16 protein-coding genes are annotated in these 24777 nt (G+C 56.3%); 3 read left to right on the forward strand and 13 right to left on the reverse strand.

Annotated features, from left to right (window positions below; translation table 11 throughout):
- Window positions 1–59: 59 nt before the first annotated feature.
- Window positions 60–1526, reverse strand: a complete 1467-nt coding sequence (guaB, locus tag C1N64_RS17875; protein ID WP_033740877.1) for an IMP dehydrogenase — start codon at window positions 1524–1526, stop codon at window positions 60–62.
- A gap of 168 nt (window positions 1527–1694) precedes the next feature.
- Here guaB and xseA point away from each other — a divergent pair, with 168 nt between their 5' ends.
- Genes xseA through C1N64_RS17890 form a run of 3 tightly spaced genes read left to right on the forward strand, consistent with a single transcriptional unit; the run spans window position 1695 to window position 4451 of the window.
- Window positions 1695–3068 (forward strand): exodeoxyribonuclease VII large subunit, encoded by a 1374-nt coding sequence (gene xseA, locus C1N64_RS17880; protein ID WP_033740995.1) that lies wholly within the window; start codon window positions 1695–1697, stop codon window positions 3066–3068.
- Between the two features lie 40 nt (window positions 3069–3108).
- Complete coding sequence (locus tag C1N64_RS17885; protein WP_033740879.1) at window positions 3109–4122, forward strand: M4 family metallopeptidase; 1014 nt, start codon at window positions 3109–3111, stop codon at window positions 4120–4122.
- Complete coding sequence (locus C1N64_RS17890; RefSeq protein ID WP_033740881.1) at window positions 4119–4451, forward strand: protealysin inhibitor emfourin; 333 nt, start codon at window positions 4119–4121, stop codon at window positions 4449–4451. The genes C1N64_RS17885 and C1N64_RS17890 overlap by 4 nt, the downstream gene beginning before the upstream one ends.
- Before the next feature lie 138 nt (window positions 4452–4589).
- Here the strand turns inward: C1N64_RS17890 and C1N64_RS17895 are convergent, their stop codons facing one another.
- From C1N64_RS17895 to C1N64_RS17950, 12 genes are all read right to left on the reverse strand, one after another.
- Window positions 4590–7031, reverse strand: a complete 2442-nt coding sequence (locus tag C1N64_RS17895; protein WP_033740882.1) for a glucose/quinate/shikimate family membrane-bound PQQ-dependent dehydrogenase — start codon at window positions 7029–7031, stop codon at window positions 4590–4592.
- 596 nt (window positions 7032–7627) lie between these two features.
- Window positions 7628–9112: a ribosome biogenesis GTPase Der gene (der, locus tag C1N64_RS17900; protein WP_006120621.1), complete on the reverse strand. Its 1485-nt coding sequence runs from the start codon at window positions 9110–9112 to the stop codon at window positions 7628–7630.
- Between the two features lie 174 nt (window positions 9113–9286).
- A complete protein-coding gene (gene bamB, locus C1N64_RS17905; RefSeq protein ID WP_006120622.1) occupies window positions 9287–10468 on the reverse strand; it encodes an outer membrane protein assembly factor BamB in 1182 nt (393 codons plus the stop codon).
- A gap of 19 nt (window positions 10469–10487) precedes the next feature.
- Window positions 10488–11105 (reverse strand): YfgM family protein, encoded by a 618-nt coding sequence (locus C1N64_RS17910; RefSeq protein WP_006120623.1) that lies wholly within the window; start codon window positions 11103–11105, stop codon window positions 10488–10490.
- A gap of 38 nt (window positions 11106–11143) precedes the next feature.
- On the reverse strand, window positions 11144–12418 hold the full coding sequence (hisS, locus tag C1N64_RS17915; protein ID WP_006120624.1) for a histidine--tRNA ligase: 1275 nt from the start codon (window positions 12416–12418) through the stop codon (window positions 11144–11146).
- 105 nt (window positions 12419–12523) lie between these two features.
- A complete protein-coding gene (gene ispG, locus C1N64_RS17920; RefSeq protein ID WP_033740886.1) occupies window positions 12524–13645 on the reverse strand; it encodes a flavodoxin-dependent (E)-4-hydroxy-3-methylbut-2-enyl-diphosphate synthase in 1122 nt (373 codons plus the stop codon).
- A 39-nt stretch (window positions 13646–13684) separates the two neighbouring features.
- Window positions 13685–14701 carry a cytoskeleton protein RodZ gene (rodZ, locus tag C1N64_RS17925; protein ID WP_039339986.1) on the reverse strand — a complete coding sequence of 339 codons (1017 nt, stop codon included), beginning with the start codon at window positions 14699–14701 and terminating at the stop codon, window positions 13685–13687.
- On the reverse strand, window positions 14691–15422 hold the full coding sequence (gene pilW / locus C1N64_RS17930) for a type IV pilus biogenesis/stability protein PilW (RefSeq protein WP_033740890.1): 732 nt from the start codon (window positions 15420–15422) through the stop codon (window positions 14691–14693). The genes rodZ and pilW overlap by 11 nt, the downstream gene beginning before the upstream one ends.
- A gap of 81 nt (window positions 15423–15503) precedes the next feature.
- On the reverse strand, window positions 15504–16673 hold the full coding sequence (locus tag C1N64_RS17935; RefSeq protein ID WP_033740892.1) for a bifunctional tRNA (adenosine(37)-C2)-methyltransferase TrmG/ribosomal RNA large subunit methyltransferase RlmN: 1170 nt from the start codon (window positions 16671–16673) through the stop codon (window positions 15504–15506).
- 174 nt (window positions 16674–16847) lie between these two features.
- Window positions 16848–17279 (reverse strand): nucleoside-diphosphate kinase, encoded by a 432-nt coding sequence (gene ndk / locus C1N64_RS17940; protein WP_003848684.1) that lies wholly within the window; start codon window positions 17277–17279, stop codon window positions 16848–16850.
- A 176-nt stretch (window positions 17280–17455) separates the two neighbouring features.
- Complete coding sequence (gene pbpC / locus C1N64_RS17945) at window positions 17456–19780, reverse strand: peptidoglycan glycosyltransferase PbpC (protein ID WP_394515049.1); 2325 nt, start codon at window positions 19778–19780, stop codon at window positions 17456–17458.
- Between the two features lie 12 nt (window positions 19781–19792).
- The gene (locus C1N64_RS17950; protein WP_394515050.1) at window positions 19793–24688 is read right to left on the reverse strand and encodes an alpha-2-macroglobulin family protein; all 4896 of its coding nucleotides are present in this window, start codon (window positions 24686–24688) and stop codon (window positions 19793–19795) included.
- Window positions 24689–24777: the final 89 nt, after the last annotated feature.

The following is a 24777-nucleotide window of genomic DNA, read 5'->3' on the forward strand; positions in this document are numbered from 1 at the left end:
AAACGGTGACTTGATAAAGTAAAGCGCCCGGCTGTCGCCGGGCGGGAAATCTTGCGGGGTTATGAACCCATGCGGTAGTTCGGCGACTCTTTGGTGATGGTCACATCGTGCACGTGGCTCTCATTGATGCCCGCACCGCTGATACGGACGAATTCTGCTTTAGTGCGCAGATCGTCAATGGTCGGGCAACCGGTCAGACCCATACATGAACGCAGACCGCCCATTTGCTGATGCACGATCTCTTTCAGGCGGCCTTTATAGGCTACACGGCCTTCGATGCCTTCCGGCACCAGCTTGTCAGCGGCGTTGTCGGTCTGGAAATAACGGTCTGATGAACCTTTAGACATCGCACCCAGTGACCCCATCCCACGATAGGATTTAAAGGCACGGCCCTGGTAAAGTTCGATTTCACCCGGCGATTCTTCTGTACCTGCCAGCATAGAACCTACCATGACACAGGAAGCACCTGCCGCGATGGCTTTGGCGATATCACCTGAGAAACGGATACCGCCGTCAGCGATAACAGGGATGCCCGTGCCTTCCAGCGCCGCAACAGCGTCAGAAACAGCGGTGATCTGCGGAACACCGACACCGGTAACGATACGGGTCGTACAGATGGATCCCGGACCGATGCCCACTTTAACGGCGCTTACGCCCGCTTCAACCAGCGCCAGCGCACCCGCGCCAGTCGCCACGTTGCCGCCGACGATTTCGAGATCAGGGTATTTCGCGCGGGTTTCCCGGATGCGCTGCAGTACACCTTCAGAGTGGCCATGAGAAGAGTCGATCAGTAAGACGTCAACACCGGCAGCCACCAGTGCATCCACGCGCTCTTCGTTGCCCGCACCGGCACCGACAGCAGCACCCACACGCAGACGGCCCTGCGCATCTTTACAGGCATTAGGCTTACGTTCGGCTTTCTGGAAATCTTTTACGGTGATCATGCCCAGCAAATGGAAGCTGTCGTCCACGACCAGGGCTTTCTCGACGCGTTTTTCGTGCATTCTTTGCAGAACGACGTCGCGGGCTTCGCCTTCTTTCACCGTCACCAGACGCTCTTTCGGCGTCATCACGGCAGTGACAGGCTGGTTCAGATCGGTCACAAAGCGCACATCGCGACCGGTGATGATGCCCACCAGTTCGTTTTTCGCGTTCACCACAGGGTAACCGGCAAAACCGTTGCGCTCGGTCAGCGCTTTAACTTCGGCCAGTGTGGTGGTGGGCAGTACGGTCTGTGGTTCGGTAACCACGCCGCTTTCATGTTTTTTGACTTTACGGACTTCGTCTGCCTGGCGTTCAATTGACATGTTTTTATGAATGAAGCCCAGACCGCCTTCCTGTGCCAGCGCAATCGCCAGGCCCGCTTCGGTCACGGTATCCATCGCAGCAGAAAGCATGGGAATGTTCAGGCGAATATTTTTGGTCAGTTGCGTGCTGAGGTCGGCCGTATTAGGCAGGACGGTGGAGTGAGCAGGAACGAGCAGGACGTCGTCGAAAGTGAGTGCTTCTTTAGCGATTCTTAACATGGCAATACTCCACCTCGGGTGCGTGAGAATAGATAAAATATTGCCGCGGCATTATACAGGGCGTAATCGATTGCCTCCACTAGTTTTTTAGAAAAAGTCTTGATCCGCGCAACAGGGCCTGTAGTATCGACTAATTAACCTACTGATTTGGAATTTGATCTTCGTCACATGTCGCTGCCACCGAACGCCAATATTTTTACCGTAAGTCGTCTCAATACCACAGTGCGTCAGCTGCTGGAAAATGAGATGGGCTTGGTGTGGCTGAGTGCCGAAATCTCTAATTTTACCCAGCCGGCTTCTGGCCACTGGTACTTCACGCTGAAAGATGATGGTGCACAGGTGCGCTGCGCGATGTTTCGCAACAGCAACCGTCGTGTGACCTTTCGCCCGCAACATGGTCAGCAGATCTTAGTTCGCGCCAATATTACGCTGTATGAACCGCGCGGCGATTATCAGCTGATTATTGAAAGCATGCATCCCGCCGGTGAAGGCCTGCTCCAGCAGCAGTTCGAACAGTTGAAAGCAAAGCTGGCGCAGGAAGGCCTGTTCGCACCAGAACATAAGAAGCCCTTGCCGCAACCGGCAAAGCAGGTCGGCGTCATAACGTCTGCTACCGGCGCGGCGCTGCACGATGTACTGCGCGTGCTTCACCGTCGCGATCCTTCACTACCGGTCGTGATTTATCCCACCGCCGTACAGGGCGTAGATGCGCCTGCCGCGATCGTACGTGCGATTGAAATCGCTAACCTGCGGGCAGAGTGCGACGTGTTAATCGTGGGACGCGGCGGCGGTTCGCTGGAAGATCTGTGGAGCTTTAATGACGAGCGCGTGGCGCGCGCTATCTTTGCCAGCCACATTCCCGTGGTCAGTGCTGTCGGGCATGAAACTGACGTCACGATTGCTGATTTTGTCGCTGACCTGCGCGCCCCAACGCCATCGGCTGCGGCCGAAATTGTCAGCCGTAATCAGCTTGAGCTGTTGCGTCAACTTCAGTCACAACAGCAGCGGCTGGAAATGGCAATGGATTACTATCTGGCGCGTCAGCAGCGTCTGTTCAGCCGTTTAGACCATCGCCTGCAGCAGCAACATCCGCAGTTGCGCCTCGCGCGCCAGCAGACCCTGCTGTTCCGGCTACAACAGCGCCTGGGCGATGCGATGGAAACACGGCTTCGCCACGCCAGCCGTCAGCAGGATCGCCTGGCACAGCGGCTGGCCCAACAGCAGCCACAAGAACGCCTGTATCAGGCACAAAAAAGTCTGCAGAACTGGCACTATCGTCTGCAGCAGGCCATGGAAAAAATGCTTAACCGCGATAAACAACGTTTTGGTCAGCTTGCCGCGCAACTGGAAGGCGTCAGCCCGCTCGCCACGCTGGCGCGGGGTTTCAGCGTTACGACGGATACCCATGGACAGGTCGTGAAAAAAACTGGTCAGTTGAATAAGGGCGATCGGTTACGCACCCGCCTTGATGATGGCTGGGTTGAAAGCCAGGTCACGCAACTTATTCCTGAAAAACCGAGACGAAAGAAAAGCATTTCTTAACTATACTTCCTGGTACATCCCTCATGCCAAGGAGTCTCAAATGGCTTTCAGCGTTATTCCTCCCTATATTCTTCGCAAGATTATCGATCACGGCACCGGCCACCAGCAGGAGCAGGCACGTCGTACACTGACCCATGTTCAGCACCTGATGGCTGAACACTGGAAAAAGACGGCAGCGCCAAAAACCACGCAGGCCGGGAAGATTGAGCGTGAAATCTATGATGCCAAAAACCAGGAAACATTACCTGGCACGCTGGTGCGTAAAGAAGGCCAGTCTTCAAATGGTGACGTTGCTGCCGACGAAGCCTGGAACTATCTTGGTGTCACACACGACTTTTTCTGGCAAATCTATAAACGAAATTCTCTGGATAATCACGGTCTGAAACTAGCTGGGACGGTTCACTACGGTGAGAAGTACCAAAACGCGTTCTGGAACGGTCAGCAAATGGTGTTTGGCGACGGTGATGGCGAAATCTTTAACCGCTTCACGATTGCGATTGATGTGGTGGCGCATGAGTTGTCGCACGGCGTCACAGAAACCGAAGCCGGTTTGATCTATTTTGAACAGGCCGGTGCGTTGAACGAGTCCATGTCTGATGTGTTTGGTTCGCTGGTGAAACAGTTTAGTCTGAAACAGACAGCCGATAAGGCCGACTGGATCATCGGTGAAGGGCTGCTGGCAAAAGGCATCAATGGTAAAGGTCTGCGGTCAATGTCACATCCCGGCACCGCTTACGATGACCCGATGCTGGGGAAAGATCCTCAGCCAGGCCACATGAAGGACTATATTAAAACACGTGAGGATAACGGCGGTGTGCACCTGAACTCCGGGATCCCTAATCGTGCCTTTTATCTGGCCGCAAAAGCCCTGGGCGGATATGCCTGGGAGCGAGCGGGTCAGGCGTGGTACGACACGCTGTGCGATAAAGATTTACATCAGGATGCTGACTTCAAAGCCTTTGCACAGCTCACCGTGCAGCATGGTAAAAAGCGCTTCGACACCACGGTGGCGAGCGCAATTGAACAAGCGTGGAAAGAGGTAGGCGTGTTATGAGTCAACTCCCCGAGCTCACCGATGACGCAACGATTGTGGTAACGCAAGAAGGCGGCTTTGCTTTTATTCCTGGCTTACGGAATGAGCGTCGATTTCCGTTGGGCGAACTTCCGCCTCCCGAAAAAGCGCACGTCTGTCAGGTACTGGAACGGGCGATGCCTTTGGGCGAACCCGAGGAAAAAGCAGCAGAGGTGGGACGCGGGGATCAACGTTACTTCCGCATCCAGATTCAATATGCCACGCGCCAGCAGTCCGGCACGGTCGTCATACTGGTTCCCGAGCAACAGGCGCCGCCAGAACTCAAGTCGCTGTTGCGCGACGGTAAGTAACAAAGCCGCCTTCTCAGAAGGCGGCTTCGGGTTTGCCCTGCGGCACGTCTTATGAACCCGCAGCTTATCCTGTCGGGAAAACGGGTTTTCCGTTACGCAAAAAAAAGGGCCACGATGGCCCTTTTGTTTTATCGTCGCTTATTTGCTGTCTGGCAGCGCATAAGCAATCACATAGTCACCACGATCCGGCGACTGGCGTGCGCCGCCGGCGGAAATCACGATGTACTGTTTACCGGTTTTCGGTGAGACATAACTCATCGGTCCACCCTGACTGCCGACAGGTAAACGGGCTTTCCAGACTTCTTTACCGGTGGCGCTATCGAACGCGCGCAGGTAGTAGTCCTGAGTACCGGCAATAAACACCAGTCCACCCTGCGTCGCCAGCGTACCGCCCAGCGTCGGCATGCCAATAGGCATTTTCGCGCGCATTTTGATGCCGAACGGACCGGTATCTTCTACCGTACCTACCGGCACCTGCCAGACGATTTTCTGGGTTTTCATGTCAATCGCAGACAGGGTACCAAACGGTGGCGCCTGACAAGGAATACCCAACGGTGACATAAAACGGTTTTTGTTCACGGCATAAGGCGTGCCTTTCAACGGAACCGCGCCCATACCGGTATTGATGGCTTCCCCCCCGTTGCTGCCGCGTGAAATTTTGCTGGTATCAACCGGGATCATCTGTACCCACAATCCTAAACGCATGTCGTTAACAAACAACAGGTTGTTATTCGGATCGGTGGACATACTGCCCCAGTTCATCCCGCCCAGTGAACCCGGGAAACTCAGCGACTTATCAGTGCCAGGTACGGTAAACAGGCCGTTGTAGCGCATTGACTTAAACGCGATACGGCAGGCCAGCTGATCGAACGGGGTTGCGCCCCACATATCCGACTCTTTCAGCGTCTGATTACCAATCATCGGCATACCGGTCGAATGCGGCTGGGTTTTTGTATATTGCTCGTTCGGGATGTCACCCTGCGGCATCGGCAGCTCTTCAACCTTGGTGAGCGGCTTACCGGTCAGACGATCCAGCACAAAAATCATGCCGGTTTTACCGCCGATGACGACCGCAGGTTTGGTGCTGCCATCCTTCATCGGGAAGTCGATCAGGCTGGGCTGCATCGGCAGGTCAAAGTCCCACAGATCGTTATGAACGGTCTGATAAACCCACTTCTCTTTACCGGTTGTCGCGTCCAGCGCGAGTACCGAGGCTCCATATTTATGGTCCAGCGCGGTACGATTGGCTCCCCACAGGTCAACGGAGGAGCTGCCCATAGGAATGAACACGGTGTTCATGGCCGCATCGTACGACATCGGCGCCCAGGAGTTCGGCGTACTGCGCGTATAGTCCTTGCCAGGCATCAGGATGGCATTAGGATCGACATTGCCCGGGTCAAACGCCCAGCGCATTTTACCGGTGATCACATCAAAACCACGCAACACGCCGCCAGGCATGTCGGTTTTCACGTTATCCGCCACGCGGCCGCCCACGACCACCGTGGTTCCGGCAAGCGTTGGGGCTGAAGTCAGCTGATAAAGCGGATCCGGCGCATCACCTAAGCCCGCTTTCAGATCGACGATGCCATGGTTACCGAAGTCTTCACAGAATTCACCGTTGTCGGCGTTGATCGCAATCAGGCGCGCATCGATAGTATTCATCAGAATACGGCGCTGACAGCTGTCTCCTGCCGCCAGCGTTACGGCCGGTACTGGCGTTGAGCCGGGCTGCGTTGGCTGGTTCAGCGGTTTCGTCGCGTCGAAATAGGCCAGACCACGGCAGCGCGGCCAGACTTCAGCCTGTGCGTTGATTTCACGCTTCCAGATCTGCTTTCCACTGTCAGCTTCGACGGCGATGACATTATTGTGCGGCGTGCACAGGTAAAGTGTATTACCGACCTGCAACGGCGTTTCCTGATCTTCCGCACCGTTACCGGTTGGGCTTTCGGGAATGTCGCCCGTACGGTAAGTCCAGGCAACCTGCAGATCCTTCACGTTGTCACGGGTAATCTGATCGAGCGCGACAAAACGGCTGCCGCCAGCGGTATTACCGTAGTTATCCCAGTTTTGCTGTTGCTTCGATTTCTCTACCGGAATCAGCGGCAGTTCAGGACCCGTTGCCGCCACGGTTGGATGCGGCTGGAACATCTGGACTAATGTAGCCACCATACCCACGGCGATGACGGCAGACAGCGCATAAGAGAGTTTTGCCAGCGAAGGTTTATTCTCGCGCTTGCGTAAGGCGGGCCAGGTAAGGAAGGCCAGAATCATTAAACCGGCGGGCACCATCAGGCGAGAAACCAGTGGCCAGAAGACCAGGCCAGCGTCCATCACCGCCCAGACTAAAGTCCCTACAAATACCAGCAGGAAAAGCACAACCGCTGAGGATTTTGCCCGGAAAAACTGAATGGCTGACAGCACGATAACGATGCCCGCAACCAGGAAATACCAACTGCCGCCAAGCGTTGCGAGTTGTCCCCCGCCAACAGCAAAGAACAGGCCGGTTGCCAGTAGCACCAGCCCGAGCAGCACAGACCATATTCTCAATCCTTTACCGGATCGAGAGGATGTTTCAGCCATAACACTTACTCTCCTGATAAACAAAGTCCGCTCTTTCGCCCGCCGCTTTTCGCGCGTATCGCGGTTAACGTTGCAGGTTAATGAGACAGCGTTGTTTTAATTCCAATTAAATCAGACCTGCGTCCATGAAATGAATGATATGTTTCCGGAGGAAGCCAGAGCAGGCGATACTCCGTCATGACGCGGCGAAATTGTACCACCTGGTACGTTATGCAGTGAAGTTTTAAACCTGTTTGTTACTAAGCAATAGCATTTTCGCTACAAATTTTTACGCTGGATAAGGCCACGCCGATCCAGAGAGTAGCCCAGCGGACAACTAAAGTGATGTTTTGAGCTTTTAAGGGGGCAAGGATATATATCGGGAAAGTAAACCCGCATGCTGGCAGACGTCATCGGTCACCTCGCCTCAGTCACGTAAGGGTTGATGACAATCGGGACAGACAGGCGCCCTGTGACAGCGGATATCCCATCCTGTGCAGTGGACCTTGCCGCTGTCGGGGACGAAATGTCCACAGTTCTGGCGCAGCGTTTTTCACCATTGTGTAAATAAGCACAATGCCAGGGCAAAAAAAGAGGGCCATCTGGCCCTCGATTAGTTAACGCTTATTTTTCTTCATGTGCGCCATCAGACGCTTACGCTTACGCTGTTGCGTTGGCGTTAACAGGTTACGCTTGCCTTCATACGGGTTTTCACCCTCTTTAAACTGAATGCGGATTGGCGTGCCCATTACGTTCAGAGAACGACGGAAATAGTTCATCAGGTAACGCTTGTAGGAGTCCGGTAAATCTTTCACCTGGTTGCCGTGAATCACCACAATCGGTGGGTTATAGCCACCCGCGTGGGCGTACTTCAGCTTAACGCGGCGACCACGCACCAGCGGTGGCTGATGGTCTTCTGCCGCCATGTTCATGATGCGCGTCAGCAGCGAGGTGTTTACACGCTTCGTTGAGCAGTCGTACGCTTCCGTTACCGATTCAAACAGGTTGCCTACACCGCTGCCATGCAGCGCAGAAATAAAGTGCACGCGCGCAAAGTCGATGAAGCCCAGACGGAAGTCCAGCGTCTCTTTGACTTCATCACGCACTTCCTGCGACAGACCATCCCACTTGTTCACCACGATCACCAGTGAGCGGCCGCTGTTCAGGATAAAGCCGAGCAGTGACAAATCCTGATCGGAAATACCGGCGCGCGCATCGATCACCAGCATCACCACGTTAGCGTCTTCAATCGCCTGCAGGGTTTTGATGACCGAGAATTTCTCAACCGTATCGGTGATTTTGCCGCGCTTACGCACCCCGGCGGTATCGATCAGCACATATTCACGATCGTCACGTTCCATCGGGATGTAGATACTGTCGCGCGTGGTGCCTGGCATGTCATAAACGACCACGCGATCTTCACCCAGAATGCGGTTAGTCAGCGTAGACTTACCGACGTTTGGACGTCCGACAATCGCCAGCTTGATCGGCAGTGTGGTCGGGTCGAAATCGTCCTCTTCTTCCTCTTCCTCACCGTTCTCTTCTGCGGCTAACGCGGCCCAGTAGGCTTCGTTTTCATCTTCTTCGGTGACTTCTACGGGATCAACCTTTTCCATCCACGGCAGCAGCGCCGTCTCCAGCAGGCTGGTCACACCACGGCCATGGGACGCGGCGATAGCGTAAATCTCCCCCAGACCCAGTGAATAGAAATCCACAATGGCCTGATCCGGATCGAGCCCGTCCGTTTTATTCGCGACCAGGAATGTCGCTTTTTGACGCGCGCGCAGATGTTTTGCAATTTGCTGATCGGCGGGCATCATGCCTGCACGGGCATCCACCATAAACAGCACCACGTCGGCTTCTTCAATCGCCAGCAGCGACTGTTCCGCCATACGCGTTTCAACACCGTCTTCGGTGCCATCAATACCGCCGGTATCGATAACAATGAATTCGCGCCCTTCCACTTCGGCGCGACCATATTTGCGATCGCGAGTCAGTCCAGGAAAATCCGCTACCAGCGCATCTCGTGTGCGAGTTAAACGGTTAAACAGCGTAGATTTTCCCACATTGGGACGCCCAACCAGCGCGACCACAGGTACCATAACAATGCCTCAATAATGTATTAATTCGCCCGAATGGCGTGATTATAACGGCTTTAGCCGTTCAGTTCAGGCTTACGGCGCAAAGGATACCATGCCTGACTAAAAACGAAACGGCCCCTGATGAAATCAGGAGCCGCTGTGCCGGAAGGATAACCCTGCCTGACAACTTACCCGTTAGCGGGTAATGGCATAAACTTCACCATCTTTCGACTGAATCAGCAGCTTGTCGCTGGCGACAACAGGCTCAGTCTGGAAGCCCGAGCTGTCCAGTTTTTGCTGAGCAACAAAGCGGCCATCCGTGGTGTTCAGCCAGTGCAGGTAGCCTTCGCCGTCACCGACGACGATGTAGCCATTATACAGCACCGGTGAGGTCAGATTACGATGCAGCAGCTCGCTTTGACGCCAGATAGCGACACCGCCATCCGCATTCAGGGCAATCACACGATCGTCCTGATCCACCAGGTAGATACGCCCGGCATCGACAATCAGATCTTTCACGCCGCCAATTTCACGTTTCCACAAAATCTGCCCTGAACGCAGATCCAGTGCGGAAAGGTTGCCATTGTACGCCAGCGCGTAAACCACACCATTTACAATAATCGGCGTGGTATCCACGTCGCTCAGGCGGTCGATTTCCGTCGCCCCGCTCGGCTGTGAAATACGCTGCTGCCAAATCAACTGGCCCTGATTCATGATCACGGCGCTGACGCGTCCGTTGTCGCCACCCACAATCGCGCCACCAAAGGCAACTGACGGGGCTGATTCACCGCGCAGCGACAGCGCAGGCATGTCCAGGTTCACGGTCCACTTCACCGCCCCGGTCGCCTGATCCAGACCCTGCAACATACCGTTACTGGTATGAATCAGCACCAGGCCATCGCTGACCACAGGACGCGACAGCGCTTCGCCAGCCGCTTTGGCTTGCCATACAATCGAACCATCACTGGTGTTCAGGGCATAAACCTGACCGCGCTCACTGCCGATATACAGGCGATCGCCGCTGACGGTAATACCACCGGACAGCATGGCAGACAGGTTTTTAGAGAAGAAGCCGGTTTTCTCAGAGAGGTCGACTTTCCATTTTTCTTTGCCATCCGCTGCATCGAGCGCTTTTACGATACCAAAGCGGTCAGCCGCATAAACGGTGCCGTCTTGCCAGGTCGGATGCAGGTTGGAATAGAAATCGCCAATCCCGTCGCCCACGCCTGTACTCCATACTGTCTTCGGCGTGAACTGGTTTTCCACTTTCGGCAATGGGGCCATTTTCACTACATCTTCTTCGCCGCTGAACAGCGAGCAACCGCTGAGCAGGGTGACTGAAATCAGCCCCGGCAGCAGGTATTTACGTAATTCCATGCGCTCTCTCTTGACTGGCTTAGCTTAAGTTATTCATCTTCATCTGCATCATTTGCTTCAGCGCCGGAGACGCGTCAGATTCGACGCCTTTGCTCCATGCATCGCGCGCGCCCTGCTTATCGCCTTTGCTCAGCAGCGCTTCGCCGCGGATGTCAGCCACAATGGCTGTCCAGCCATCACCCTTCACACCGTCAAGGGTTTTAAGTGCCGCATCAGCCTGATTCTGTTGCAGTTGAATGCGTGCCAGGCGCAGGTTAATTACCGCCTGCAGATTGGCATCTTTGGTGTCTTTTAATCCGTTTTGCAGCAGGCTCTCGGCCTTGTCCAGCTGATTGCTGTCGACATACTGCTTCGCCAGATCCAGCGCCGCCAGGGCACCATAGGTATTGCTGTTTTCGCGGGCAAACGTGTTAACGGCTTCCAGCGTTTCAGGCTTGCTGACCTGCATGGCGCTGGTGAGTTTCTGGTACTCAGCCGACACGGTTTTAGCAGAGTCCTGCTCATGGCTCGACCAGTAACGCCAGCCACCTAATGCAGCAATACCGATAACCACACCAATGGCTAATGCTTTACCGTTGTTGGCGAAAAAGCGACGCAGCGCATCAACCTGTTCGTTCTCATTGCTATACACTTCCACGCAATCCCTCTCCTTTCAATGGTTGTGCCATAACGCGCTTACTGTAACAGCGTGCGCAGTGCAGCCGCAGCATCCGCCTGCGCCAGCGTTTGCTGTTCGCCATTGCGCAGATCTTTAATCACGACCTGGCCGGCTTTCTGTTCATCTTCACCCAGCACCAGCGCCACGCGAGCGCCCCACTTATCTGCGCGTGCAAATTGCTTCTTGAAGTTCCCGCCGCCGAAGTTAGTCATCAGCTTCATGTCGGGCAGCTGATCACGCAATTTTTCGGCCAGCTGCATTGCCGCTGACTGAACGCCCTGACCTGAGGCGATAACATAGACATCGACATTACGCGCGGGTTCAAATTCTGGGTTCACCGCCTGCACTAACAACACCAGACGCTCCATGCCCATGGCAAAACCGACACCTGGCGTCGCACGTCCGCCCAGTTGTTCGACCAGGCCATCGTAACGTCCGCCGCCGCACACGGTGCCCTGCGAGCCGAGGCTGTCGGTGACCCATTCAATCACCGTGCGGTTGTAGTAATCGAGCCCACGTACCAGGCGCTGATTCACCGTGTAAGCGATACCGGCATCATCTAACAGCGCACGCAGGCCATCGAAGTGGGCACGTGATTCTTCATCGAGGAAGTCACCAAGCTGAGGCGCATCGTTCAGCAGCGTCTGAATATCCGGGTTTTTACTGTCAAGCACGCGCATTGGGTTGCTGTACATGCGGCGTTTGCAGTCCTCGTCCAGCGCCTCTTTATGCTGTTCCAGAAAGGCAACCAGCGCCTCGCGGTAACTGGCGCGCGCGTCAAGTGAACCGATAGAGTTCAGTTCAAGGCGCACATGGTCGGCGATACCTAACGCTTTCCACCAGCGGGCGTTCAGCATAATCAGCTCGGCATCAATATCCGGCCCCTGCAGGCCAAAGACTTCCACACCAATCTGGTGGAACTGGCGATAGCGCCCTTTTTGCGGACGCTCGTAGCGAAACATAGGGCCCATGTACCACAGGCGCTGTTCCTGATTGTAAAGCAAGCCGTGTTCGATACCGGCACGCACGCAGCCTGCCGTCCCTTCCGGACGAAGCGTCAGGCTTTCGCCATTACGATCGTCAAAGGTGTACATCTCTTTTTCAACCACATCGGTGACTTCACCGATTGCACGTTTGAACAGGGGAGTTTGCTCTACAATAGGTAAGCGAATTTCGCTGTAACCATAACTCGCCAGCACGGACTTCAGGACATCTTCAACTCGTTGCCAGATGGCCGTATCCGCAGGCAGAAAATCGTTCATCCCGCGAATCGCTTGAATATTCTTCGCCACGTTAAAATCTCTTAATGCAAAAAAACCTGTCCGGCATCATACCTCATGAGGATGAAACCGCACAGGCTCAGCTAAAAAAGTCGTGCATGCCGTACGCGCAAAGGATTATTTTTCCAGTTGCTGTACGTCGATACGACGGGTTTCATCCAGCATCGCCGCTTTGGCGCGAATGCGTGCTTCCAGTTGATCGATCATATTGTCATTGTCGAGACGATCGCGCTGACGGACACCGTCTTCGTAGAAACCGCTTTTCTTGTTGCTGCCGGTCACGCCCAGCGTGGACACTGTCGCTTCGCCCGGGCCATTCACCACACAGCCAATGATAGAGACATCCATCGGCGTGATAATGTCTTCCAGTCGCTGCTCCAGCGCGTTTACCGTGCCAATCACGTCAAACTCCTGACGAGAACAGGTCGGGCAGGCAATGAAGTTAATGCCGCGTGAACGGATACGCAGCGACTTCAGGATATCAAAGCCCACTTTGACTTCTTCTACCGGGTCAGCGGCCAGCGAGATACGCAGTGTGTCGCCGATGCCTTCTGAAAGCAGTAATCCCAGACCAATGGCGGATTTTACTGCCCCCGCGCGTGCGCCGCCCGCTTCGGTGATCCCCAGGTGCAGCGGCTGCTCAATTTGTTTGGCCAGCAGACGATAGGACTCAACGGCCAGGAACACATCCGAGGCTTTTACGCTGACTTTAAACTGATCGAAGTTGAGGCGATCCAGATGATCGACGTGACGCATGGCCGATTCCAGCAGAGCCTGCGGCGTAGGTTCGCCGTATTTTTCCTGCAGATCTTTTTCCAGCGATCCGGCGTTAACCCCGATGCGGATGGGAATATTTTTATCGCGGGCACAGTCGACAACAGAGCGGATACGCTCGTTGTTACCAATGTTGCCGGGGTTGATGCGCAGGCAATCCACACCGTACTCCGCCACTTTCAGCGCGATACGGTAGTCAAAATGGATATCGGCGACCAGCGGGACATTGACCTGCTGCTTAATCAGTTTAAACGCTTCGGCGGCATCCATCGTGGGCACCGACACGCGAACGATATCCACCCCCACGCGCTCAAGGGCTTTGATCTGACTGACCGTCGCGGCCACATCGGTGGTGCGGGTGTTCGTCATTGACTGAACGGCGATGGGCGCACCATCGCCAATCGGCACCTGGCCGACGTAAATACGTTTGGACTTACGGCGGATAATGGGTGCTTGGTTATGCATATTTCTTCTCCACAATTGCCCGGAACACGCGTTACGCTGTTATTGCGCACCCAACGTCAGGCGAGCAACCTGGTTATTACGGATAAAGCGACTTAAATCAACGGGTTTATTCTGATATTCGACATGAACAGCTGCCGGCGCACCAATTTTCAGACGATACGGGGCCGTTCCTGACAGACTCAGTTTACCGCCACTGCGCTGAATACCGCTAAACAGTTTTTTGCCCGTCGCATCGCTGACTTCCAGCCAGCAATCAGCCGTGAAAGTCATCACCACCGCATTCGGATCGGCGGCAGGTTCGCTGACGGCCGCTGCGCCCACAGGCATGGGCTGCGTAGCGTTCGACGACGTCGGTGCGGTAGTGTTCTCTACGGGTGCCTGACTGGGTGAAACCACGGCATTGTTCTCTGCCGAAGAGGAGGTGGCTGCATTTGCGTTGTCGTTTTCAGCGGGCGTGCTGGCCGCTGTGCCGCTGTTAGCAGGAGCAGGGTTCGCCGCGCTGTTTCCACTGGTTAACGGCACGCTGGTACTGTTATCCGCTGGCGCGGAGGACGAACCACTGTTTTGCCCTAAGGGAATCGACTGGCTGTTGTCACCGCTGCTGCCGTTTTGGTCGGCCATCGACACCAGTTCATCCTGAGAGGCTTTATGGTTTTGCCACCACCAGGCCCCCGTCAGACCAACGACAACAAAGACCACCAGCCAGGTGAAGATCATTAACCAGCCGTCCCGCTTCTTGCGGCGTTTACCCAATGAGAAGCTTTGCATCGGTTCGATTTTGGCTGCCCGCACTGGCGTCTGTTTTGCCATCATCGGCAGCAGTTCCTCTTCAGGAATATGCACCAGACGCGCATAGGAACGAATATAACCGCGCAGGAAGGTAGAGGCTAAATCCGCAGGTGACTTGTCTTCTTCAATATCACGCACGGTAGAAAGTTTAAGGCACAGGCGTTCAGCGACATTTTGCTGCGTAAGTCCCATTTGCTCACGGGCGATACGCAGGCGGGCACCTGTGGAATGAACTGCAGAATTTTCTTGAGTGGCTTCAGTATTCATTAGCTAAATAACGCTGGTACTGTATCGATTGCGGAAAACGTCGCGCTAACTGGTCGCCATAACGTGAAACGTCTGCGTGATTTCCCTGTTGCGCGGCGAAACGTATGTGTAACGCCAGGCTGCGTGCCGTCTCCGGCAGCGGCTGGTAAAGCTCTAACAATAGCGCCAGGTTAGCCCATTGGTCATGTTCGACCGCTCTTTCAGCTTCAGCCAGCAGCGATTCTCCCTTACTTCTGTCCGCATCACGCGCATAAGACAATGCTGCTCGCGCTGATTGTCTGTCCCCTGCCCGCAGATAACAATATCCCGACAGTTCGTACGCATCGATGCGGGCGTCTCCTTCCTGCGCATCTTTTGCCCGGATAAACTGTTGATGCGCTTCATCATACTGCCCTAAAGTGCAAAGAAACGCACCGTAATTGTTAGCGATGTAACCATTATATGGGGCAATTTGCTGCGCCTGTAAAAAATGAAGATGCGCAGCAGAAGTTTGCCCTTGACGCTGAGCGAGCCTGGCAAAGGCCAGCTGCACCCGATAATCCTTTGGCGCTGCCGCCTGCGCGCGAAGGAAATTACGGCGCGCCGCACTGTAATCGTTTACGGCAAGGTAATGCATACCCAGCTGTAAACGCAATTCTGCGGCCCCGGGTTGCGACGGTGAACTGACACAACCGCTTACAACAAAAACGGCCAGTAATCGCGCGCCTGCTCCTTTGCGCATAAGGTTTCCTCCCTGTCATCCGTGTGGTGGGCAGCAGCCTGCCACGCCGGTAACCGATCAGAAACCCTGTTCGTCCGCCTTTCAGATCGCCTTCACAGATATGGCTTCACCGGCCATCTTCTTACGCAGGGTACGTTTGGTGCGGTCGATGACTTCACCCGCCAGCTGACCACAGGCGGCATCAATATCGTCCCCGCGGGTTTTACGCACAATGGTGGTAAAGCCATAGTCCATTAGCACCTTAGCGAAGCGGTCAATGCGGCTGTTTGAGCTGCGACCATAAGGTGCGCCCGGGAAGGGGTTCCAGGGGATCAGGTTAATTTTGCACGGTGTTTCTTTGAGCAGTGCCGCCAGCTCATGCGCATCATCGGTGCTGTCGTTCACGTGGTCCAGCAGCACATACTCAATCGTGACACGTCCCTGGTTGGCGTTGGATTTACCAATATAGCGTTTGACTGCCGCCAGGAAGGTTTCGATGTTGTACTTCTTGTTAATCGGCACGATGTCATCGCGCAGTTTATCATTGGGCGCATGCAGCGAGATAGCCAGCGCCACGTCAATCATGTCACCCAGCTTGTCGAGAGCCGGAACCACGCCCGAGGTCGACAGCGTCACACGGCGTTTTGATAAACCGAAACCGAAGTCATCCAGCATGATTTCCATTGCCGGGACGACGTTATTCAGGTTGAGCAGAGGTTCGCCCATGCCCATCATCACGACGTTAGTGATAGGACGCTGGCCGGTCAGTTTGGCTGCACCGACAATTTTTGCCGCACGCCAGACCTGGCCGATAATTTCGGAGACGCGCAGATTGCGGTTAAAGCCCTGTTGCGCCGTTGAGCAGAATTTACATTCCAGTGCACAGCCCACCTGGGAGGACACGCACAACGTGGCACGGTCGCCTTCCGGGATATATACCGTTTCCACCAGTTGATCGCCCACGCGAATAGCCCACTTAATGGTGCCGTCCGTTGAACGCATCTCTTCGGCCACTTCCGGCGCGCGAATTTCGGTGAGTTCCATTAAGCGGTTACGCAGCTTTTTATTGATGTCGGTCATCTGCTCGAAATCGTCGCAGCAGTAGTGGTAAATCCACTTCATCACCTGATCGGCACGGAACGGTTTTTCACCCAGGGACACAAAGAATTCGCGCATCTGCTGACGGTTAAGATCCAGCAGGTTAATTTTTTGGCTTTTGGGCGAAACGGAAAGCGGTGAGGTGGACGCGGGCGTCACAATCTGTTCGGACATAGTGTTCTCTGGCCTCGTTGTTACACGTTATGGCGCGGTTGGGAAAAGAAAAAATTACGCCTTCACTAAGCTGGCTCAATGAAGGCGCAATATTGTACAACATCTGCTGCCCGATAACAGGTGCGAGTGACCGCGGGTCAGCAGATTTTTGTAAAGCCGTGTACGCGTCAGTAATTAACGGGTACGTGGACAGATTTCGTTTTCGCCGAAGAAGTACGCGATTTCACGGGCTGCAGACTCTGCAGAGTCAGAACCGTGAGTAGCGTTTTCGGTGAAGCTGTCAGCATAGTCAGCACGCAGTGTACCGGCCAGTGCGTTGGCTGGGTTAGTTGCACCCATCAGGTCACGGTGACGCTGAACGGCATTTTCGCCTTCCAGTACAGAAACCACAACCGGGCCAGAGGTCATGAATTCAACCAGACCGTCGAAGAACGGCTTGCCCTGGTGCTCTGCGTAGAAACCTTCAGCCTGCTCTTTGCTCAGCTGCAGCATTTTTGCGCCAACGATTTTGAAGCCTGCGCTTTCAAAACGGTTGTAGATAGCACCGATCACGTTTTTCGCGACGGCGTTTGGCTTGATGATAGAAAAAGTACGTTCGATTGCCATGATGACCTCTGTCTTGACGTTCTGAAGAAACCGAGGGCGCACGCCCCGGCTAAGAAACGGCGCCGATTATAGGGGTTGAGTGTGACGTTGCCTATCACAGAACCCATAATTTCTTGAAAAATCTTGATCTGTGTCGATGCGGAAGGCTTTCAAATCTGATTTAGCGCAAAAAACCATCATCCCCGTGTGAAGTTAACGGTCGCAAGCTGCCCGGCTTCATCCATCACCACCAGTTGATAGTCACCTGAGCGATCAAGACGCAGCGACAGCGTGCCGCTCTGGTTTTCCGCCGTCACGGGTTCACCGTTCAAAAACCACCAGCGCTGATTACCCTGCCCGCCCTGTGCCGCAACCGGCATGACCAGGGTGGAATTACCCGGCAACGGCTGCACCCGTTGCCCGTCAATGACGCCTGTGACAATCAGCGGCGCACTGCTGCCCTGCGTGAGTGGCGGGCACTGACTGTCGATAGCCGGTAACCGCTGACGCCGTCGCTCCTGCAACGGTAGCCAGGCTTCCAGCGGTAAGGGCCACAGTAAACGATCGTGGCTGACAGCGTGCGGACAGTCAGCCGCCACGCGGCGGCCCTGGTCATTTAGCCAGTAGCGCAACCGTAAACCGCTGAGGCTTTCCTGGCCCGATGCCAGCAAAGTGGGCGGCAATGTGTCATTCAACACCCAGCTCTGGCGGCGCTGGCGGCAGTTTTCATCGCCCACAGGCAGCGGTTGTCCGCCCGGCCAGCAGATGCTGGCCACCGTAACCGATGCGGGACGAGGATCAACGGGCACCTCCTGTCCGGCTAAACGGTTCATCAGTACGCTGTTTACCTGATTCATCACGGGAACGGCAGACGCAAAACCAAACTGCCCTGCGACGGGCGTTGCATCGGGACGGCCAACCCAGACGCCGATCAGATAGCGGGGATTCATGCCCACCGCCCAGGCATCGCGATAGCCATAGCTGGTGCCGGTTTTCCACGCCAGCGGTACAACCGCAGGCAGGTTCCCTTTGCCCGCAGGCTGCGCTTCACCCGCCAGGACACGGCGGATAATCCACGCCGCGCCGGGCGAAAGCAGAGGCCGCTGCTGCAACGGTTGATCGGGCATCCAGCGCAGTTGCGCGGCGTTGCCCCGACGCACGAAAGCGCTGTACGCCGCAACGATCTCGTCCATGCGCGCGCCGGTGCCCCCCAGGATCAATGACAAATTCGGCTCGGCGCCGGGCGGAAAGCGCAGGTTAAGCCCGACATTGCGCAGGCGGGCCGCGACATTTTTGGGACCCAGCGCTTCCAGCACCTGCACCGCAGGCAGATTAAGGGAACGCACCAGCGCTTCGCTGGCGCTGACCGGCCCATGAAAACCGGTATCGAAGTTACCCGGACGGTAGTCGCCAAAACGGCGCGGCACATCCTGCAGCAGCGACTCGGCATGAATCAGCCCGTCATCCAGCGCCATGCCATAAACAAAGGGTTTTAAGATCGATCCCGGTGAGCGTACGCTGGCAATCATATCGACATGCCCGAAGCGGTTGTCGTCAGCAAAGTCAACGGAACCAACATACCCACGTACGGCCATGGTGGTGTGATCGACCACCAGAATGGCCAGCGAGGTGCGCGGCGGCAGCTGATTTTTGATGTTCAGCGTCATACTTTCCAGCTCACGCTGCAGCGACGGGTCCAGCGTTGAGACGATTTTTTCGTGAGTGCTGATCGACAACAGCCGCCGGGCCAGCAAGGGTGCCATCTGCGGCATTTGCCGTGGTGGCAGCCAGACCGGTTCCTGGCGGATCTCGGCCACCTGACGCGCAGACCAGACGTGATATTGCGCCAGACGGTCCAGCACTTTATTACGTGCCGCCTCAGCCCGTTCCGGCCAGCGGTCGGGCCGCAGGCGGCTGGGTGACTGCGGCAGCACGGCCAGCAAGGCGGCTTCCCCGCGGGTTAACTGCGACGGGGATTTGCCCAGCCAGCTCCAGCTGGCTGCGCCAATACCTTCCAGCGTGCCGCCAAAGGGCGCGCGATTAAGATAAAGCGTCAGGATGTCGCGTTTTGACAGGTGCCACTCCAGTTGGAGGGCACGCCATGTCTGAATCAGCTTGCCGCGCAGCGTCCGCGGCTGCGGGTCGATAAGCCGTGCCACCTGCATCGTTAAAGTGCTGCCACCGGAAATCACACTACGATAGCGAAGATTCTGCCAGGCGGCCCGCAGCACAGACAGCGGATTAATACCAGGGTGATACCAGAACCAGCGATCTTCATAGGTCAGCAACGCCTGGATATAGGCGGGCGAAACCTCTTCCGGCGTGACCGGATAGCGCCAGATCCCCTGACTGTCGGCAAATCGCCACAACGGCGTACCGTCCTCCGCAACCACCACTCGCGCAGGCTGGACCGCTTTAAGCGGCAGTGGTGACAGCCGGTCCAGTATCAGCAGCGCAAGCAGCAGCCCCAGAACACAAAGCGGCAGCGCCAGCAGCCACCGCTTTCTGATGTGCCTGATCACGCACGCACCCGATTACTGTACATGCAGCTGCTGCGGTGTGCTGCCAATGGCGCGCCATTCGGGCACGTACATGGATTCCACCTGCGGCGGGGGCAATTGATAGCGCCCCGGTGTAACTGCCCGCGCCAGATAAATCAGCGTGGTGGGACGATACGTATCGACGGCCAGAGCGGCAACAAAGCGGTCATCACGGAACTCAATATGCCTGATGCTGGCCTGTTGCATATCCATCATGCTCTCTTTTAAGGCATCGGCGCTGTCCCCCAGACTGGCACTGCTGTCCGCCAGGTTCTGATTTTCCAGCTCCAGACCGGCGGGCAATAAATCCACCACCAGCGCATCGCTAATGCTGCGTTTGGCTGAGACCGTCAGGCGCACCACCAGCAGTTCTCCGCTGCGCAGATTATTCAAATCGGCAGCCTGCCCATCCAGCGTAAAGTACTCGCGTTTAATCGCCATCATATGGCTGACTGGCGCAGGTGGACTCAGCGGATAGCCGACCACGTTCAGACTGGCGTACAGCGGCGTGCTGCCGACATTACGTACGTCAACGCCCTGAGTCAGTTGCTGATGATCCAGTCCTTTATTTAGCGGCGCATCTCCGCTCACAGGCTGATCGCTACCCGAAAGTTGCGCCTGCCAGCGTTGCCCGTTGGCGGTTTGCAGCGTCCGGGCCGCCAGGTAAAGGGCATTATTCTCCTGAGTAGAGAACCAGCGCTTGCCCGTCACCTCTTTAGACAGTGACAGCAGCAGGCTGTTTTGCAGGTCCGGCTGCAGCTGATTTTCAGCCAGCAGCGCAATCATCATGCCCTGATCGCGCACGGTACTGCCGTAGTCGCCAAACCAGCGGTTCTCAGCGCGTGGCAGCGTTGCCCCCTGCATCACCGCCAGTTGCGCACGCTGTTCATCACCCATTAACTTCAGCGCAATGCCCAACTGCATCAGCGCCAGGCCCGACTGGGCCTTGTCACGCTTTTCATACAGCGCACGTAAGGCACCCAGCGGTGCCCGCTGCTGGCGCGCCAGCACCAGTCCGGCATAAGCCTGCACGCTGAAACGTAACGCTTCGAGGTGCTGGCTGCCGCCTCCGGTGATCTGCGCCGGGTCCTGAAGATAACGCAGCAGGCGCGCGTTCGCCCGGCTGACGACCTCATCAGGCAACGCATAGCCCGCCTCACTGGCGCGCAGTAAGAAATCCGTTACGTAAGGCGTTAACCAGAATTCTTCTTCGCTCTGTTTGCCCCATAAACCAAAGCTGCCGTCCGCGCGCTGCATGCCCGCCAACCGGGCAATACCGGTTTCCACCGCTGCCCGGCGAACCTCATCAGAGCTGGTTTTGATACCCATGGCGGTAAGTTGCGCCTGGCTGGTGTACAACGATGGCCACAGCCCGCTCGCCGTTTGCTCCAGACAACCGTAGGGATAGGCATAAAGCGCACTGATATAGCGCGCAATATTCAACGGTGGGCGATTACTCAGCGTCAGTTGTCCACTGAGCGTAGCCGCGTCCAGGCCGGCAAAGGCTGCCGCCGTCACCTGCCACGGCTGCTCGCCGTTGATCACCGCGTCAAAACTGAGCGTCTGGGCCGGATAAGGGGGCCTGACGCCAATCTTCCACTGCTGCTGGCTGGGCCGCACCTGCTCACCCGGCAGATTCAGGCCTGAAATCGTGACCTGAACGTCACCGTCACCAAAACCATTTTGCGCGGTGACCGGCACCTGTAGCGTTTTCCGCTCACCTTTGGCCAGCGTCACGTTTTGCGTGGCCGCGCCGGACAGCGCAATAAGCCCCCGGGCTGCGAGATCCACCTTCAGCGTTTGCGGTAAATCAGTCAGGTTGGTGATATCCAGCGCCAGCGATGCGCTGTCGCCGCTGGCCAGGAAGCGCGGCGTGGCCAGTTCACTGACCAGCGGCGCCGCCACAACCAGCTTGCGCTCTGCCGCGCCAAAGCTGTCATCGCTCCAGACCTGCGTCATCAGGCGCAGTTCACCGTTAAATGCCGGGACAGGGAGCGTGATCGAGCCCTTGCCGTTTTTATCCAGCGTAACAGCCTGTAGCTGCTGCGCCACAATGTTGACGTGGGTAACGGGTTTCTTGCCGCCGCGCGTCAGCGTGTCGTCTTCGCCGTCGCCGCCAAAGCGCAGCGCTGCAAGGCGTCCGCCGCCTTCAATCAACTGCCCAAACACATCGTACTGGTCGACGTTATAACGTTTACGGCCGAAAAAGGCCTGCCAGGGATCCGGGGTTTTGTAATCCGTCACGCTCAAAACCCCGCTGTCCACCGCCGACAGCAGCACATGCACCTTATCCGGCAGCGGGCCGCCTTCACGACTGGCCTGCACATTGACCGTCAGGTTCTGCTCAGGGCGAACCTTTTCGGGCGCATCCAGCGTCAGGGTCAGGCGGCGCGCGTCGGTCGCCATCGGCAGATGTAGCAGTCCGACGGCACGTTTTGGCGTAGCGCCACTGGTTTTGTCCCCTTCCCGTACGACGATGGCACTAAAATAGAGATCGTGACGCTGCCAGCTGTTGGCAATCGGCACATCCACCGTCGTCCCGCCCTGCGGAACGGTCAGCGGCTGCCACCACAGCGTGCCGCTGCTGGACTCAACCATCAGATAGCCCTTGCCGGCCGTGGGCGATTCCACCTGCAGATGCACGGTTTCTCCGGGCTGATAAGCGGCTTTGTCTAAGCGGAGTTTGACCTGATCCGGGCGCAGAGCGCCCGTACCATTGGTATTATCCTGCCAGTCATAGCCCGCCTGAAAACGCACGCTGCTGACAATTTTTTCACCCGCCTGCACTTCCAGTCGGTAGCTGCCCCACTCGACCGGGAAGCTGACTTTGGTACTGCCCTCAGCGGGCACCGTAATCGATCGCTCATCTTCCTGCAGATCTTTCGCGTCGTAGCGTGACTGCCAGCCTTCACTGTCAGAGAAGCTCCAGTAGTAATCACGACGTTCGCGAATCAAGCGCACATTCAGCTTTTCTGCCGCCAGCTTTTCGCCCTGACTGTTGGCGTAAACAATGTCGAAATCGGCCAGGCTGTTTTCCGGCACGGTCGGCTCATCGCGATAACTGTCAGTGCGGTAATCGTAGATCGACTTGTTGCCGAACAGGGGACGAATGCCCGGCAGCGCCTCCGCGGGCCAGATCGCCTGAGTGGCACGTCGGGTCACAGGCCGTCCACCCGTTTCCAGCAGGCTGGCCTGTAAAATCAGGTTTAGCGGCGAGTGAAGCTGGTCCCACTGATTCTCGACGGTTAGCTGGGCTTTGCCGTTCGCATCCAGTTTGATATCCACATCACCCAGGCTGCGTTTGACGCCCTCCTCAGTGATATCCCCAAACTGATAGCCAGGCAGCGCTGCCACCGCGTCCCGGGCAGGACGTAGATAGAGCTGCCCCTGCAGCGCATTCCCCGCCGCAGGCGCACCATAGAGATAACGCCCCTCAACGTTAAAGGTGATATCCGCATCGGCAGGCTGAGGTTGCTCATCGTTTTTCAGCGTCAGCGCCATGCGCTCTGGCAGGAAATCTTCGACGCGGAAATGCCACTGACGCGGCAGGTTATCACCGGTGTTAAGTCGCAGCATCCAGCCACCGGTCATGGCGGTCGTGGGCAGGCTGAATCGCTGCTGATACAACCCGTCCTGCGGTTGCCAGACAAAGGTGCGCACCACTTCACCGTCGGGCTGTACCACTTCGGCTTTAACCGGCTGGGCCGGTAACGGTTTGCCATCAGCATCACGCAGCAGCGCATTGGCGATCACCGTTTCGCCGGGACGGTAGATATCGCGCGGGCCAAACACGAACAGCTGCTTGTCATAGCCCTCCGGTCCCGCCACGGGAAATTCGGCTAAATCTAATGCCGGGCGAGCCAGATCGATGAGGGAGGTTTGATCGCCCTGTATTGCCAACAGGAACTTGCCCTTGTCTTCGGCTTTCAGACGCACATGCCCGCTGCTGTCGCTGGTGCCGTTTTGCAGGACCTGCCCTTTATCGTTCAGGACTCTGACATTGACGCCTGAGAGCGGATCGCCGTTTTCCAGACTCTGGGCAAACAGCTCAAACTGGCCCGGAAAACGGTGCAGTGACAGGCCGATATCGCTCAGGGTGAAGAGCGTGGCTGGCATACTGTAATGATACGTGCCGGCCTGTTTCATCACGGCCAGATAAACGCCCGGTTGCTGAAGCGGCTTGATGTCTTTTAGCGGCAGCTGCAGTTTTTCCCGCGTATTGCGTGCCGGGTTAAGCTCAAAGCGGCCGCTGTAAACCAGCTCGCTGGTTTTAAGCAGCTCCTGAGATTGCCAGGTTGAGAGATTACTCCCGTTATTCCACTGGGACAGGAATTGCGCCAGGCCCGCGTTTTTAATCCTGAAAAAATCGACATCCACCTGATCGACATTCAAGGCCAGCACCGGCAGGCCCTGCGCAATACGCAATGGCAGCAAAGAACCGCGACTGGCGAAGCCCACCATCGGCTCAATGTCGCGCGTGGTGATTTTTTGGCTGTAAGCCGCGGTCAGCGTTTCACCACTGGCGGCGCGCAAGCCCGGATCGACGGTCACAGTAAAGTGCCGTGAGGGTTCAGGATGGCGAAAACGCAGCGCCTTGCGATTCCCGGACAGCTCCCAACCGCCATCCACCTTGCCGCGCTGATCGTCCGTCAGCCGGACTTTTTTGGCCACGTCCTGCTTATCATCAAGCGGCTGATTGAACGTTAACACCAGTGCGGCGGCACCATCGAGCTGGAGCTCGGAGAGGTCGATAATGCTCAGCGGCTTACTGACCTGCGCACTGGCGGCAGGCGTTTCTGCGCTGACGGAAAAAGCAGGTAACGTGGCGGCATACAGCAGCGCGCCGCCGATCAGCATGCTGAACAGCAGCCGGTTAATGCGTTGTTTCATGGTAAATCCTTCACCGTGCCCCAGGGGAATTGTTTTATAATGCTGCACGATTTCACATCAACCTTCGCATTTAATCAACGCTTCTCTTG

This window comes from Pantoea sp. SGAir0215, from assembly GCF_043543215.1.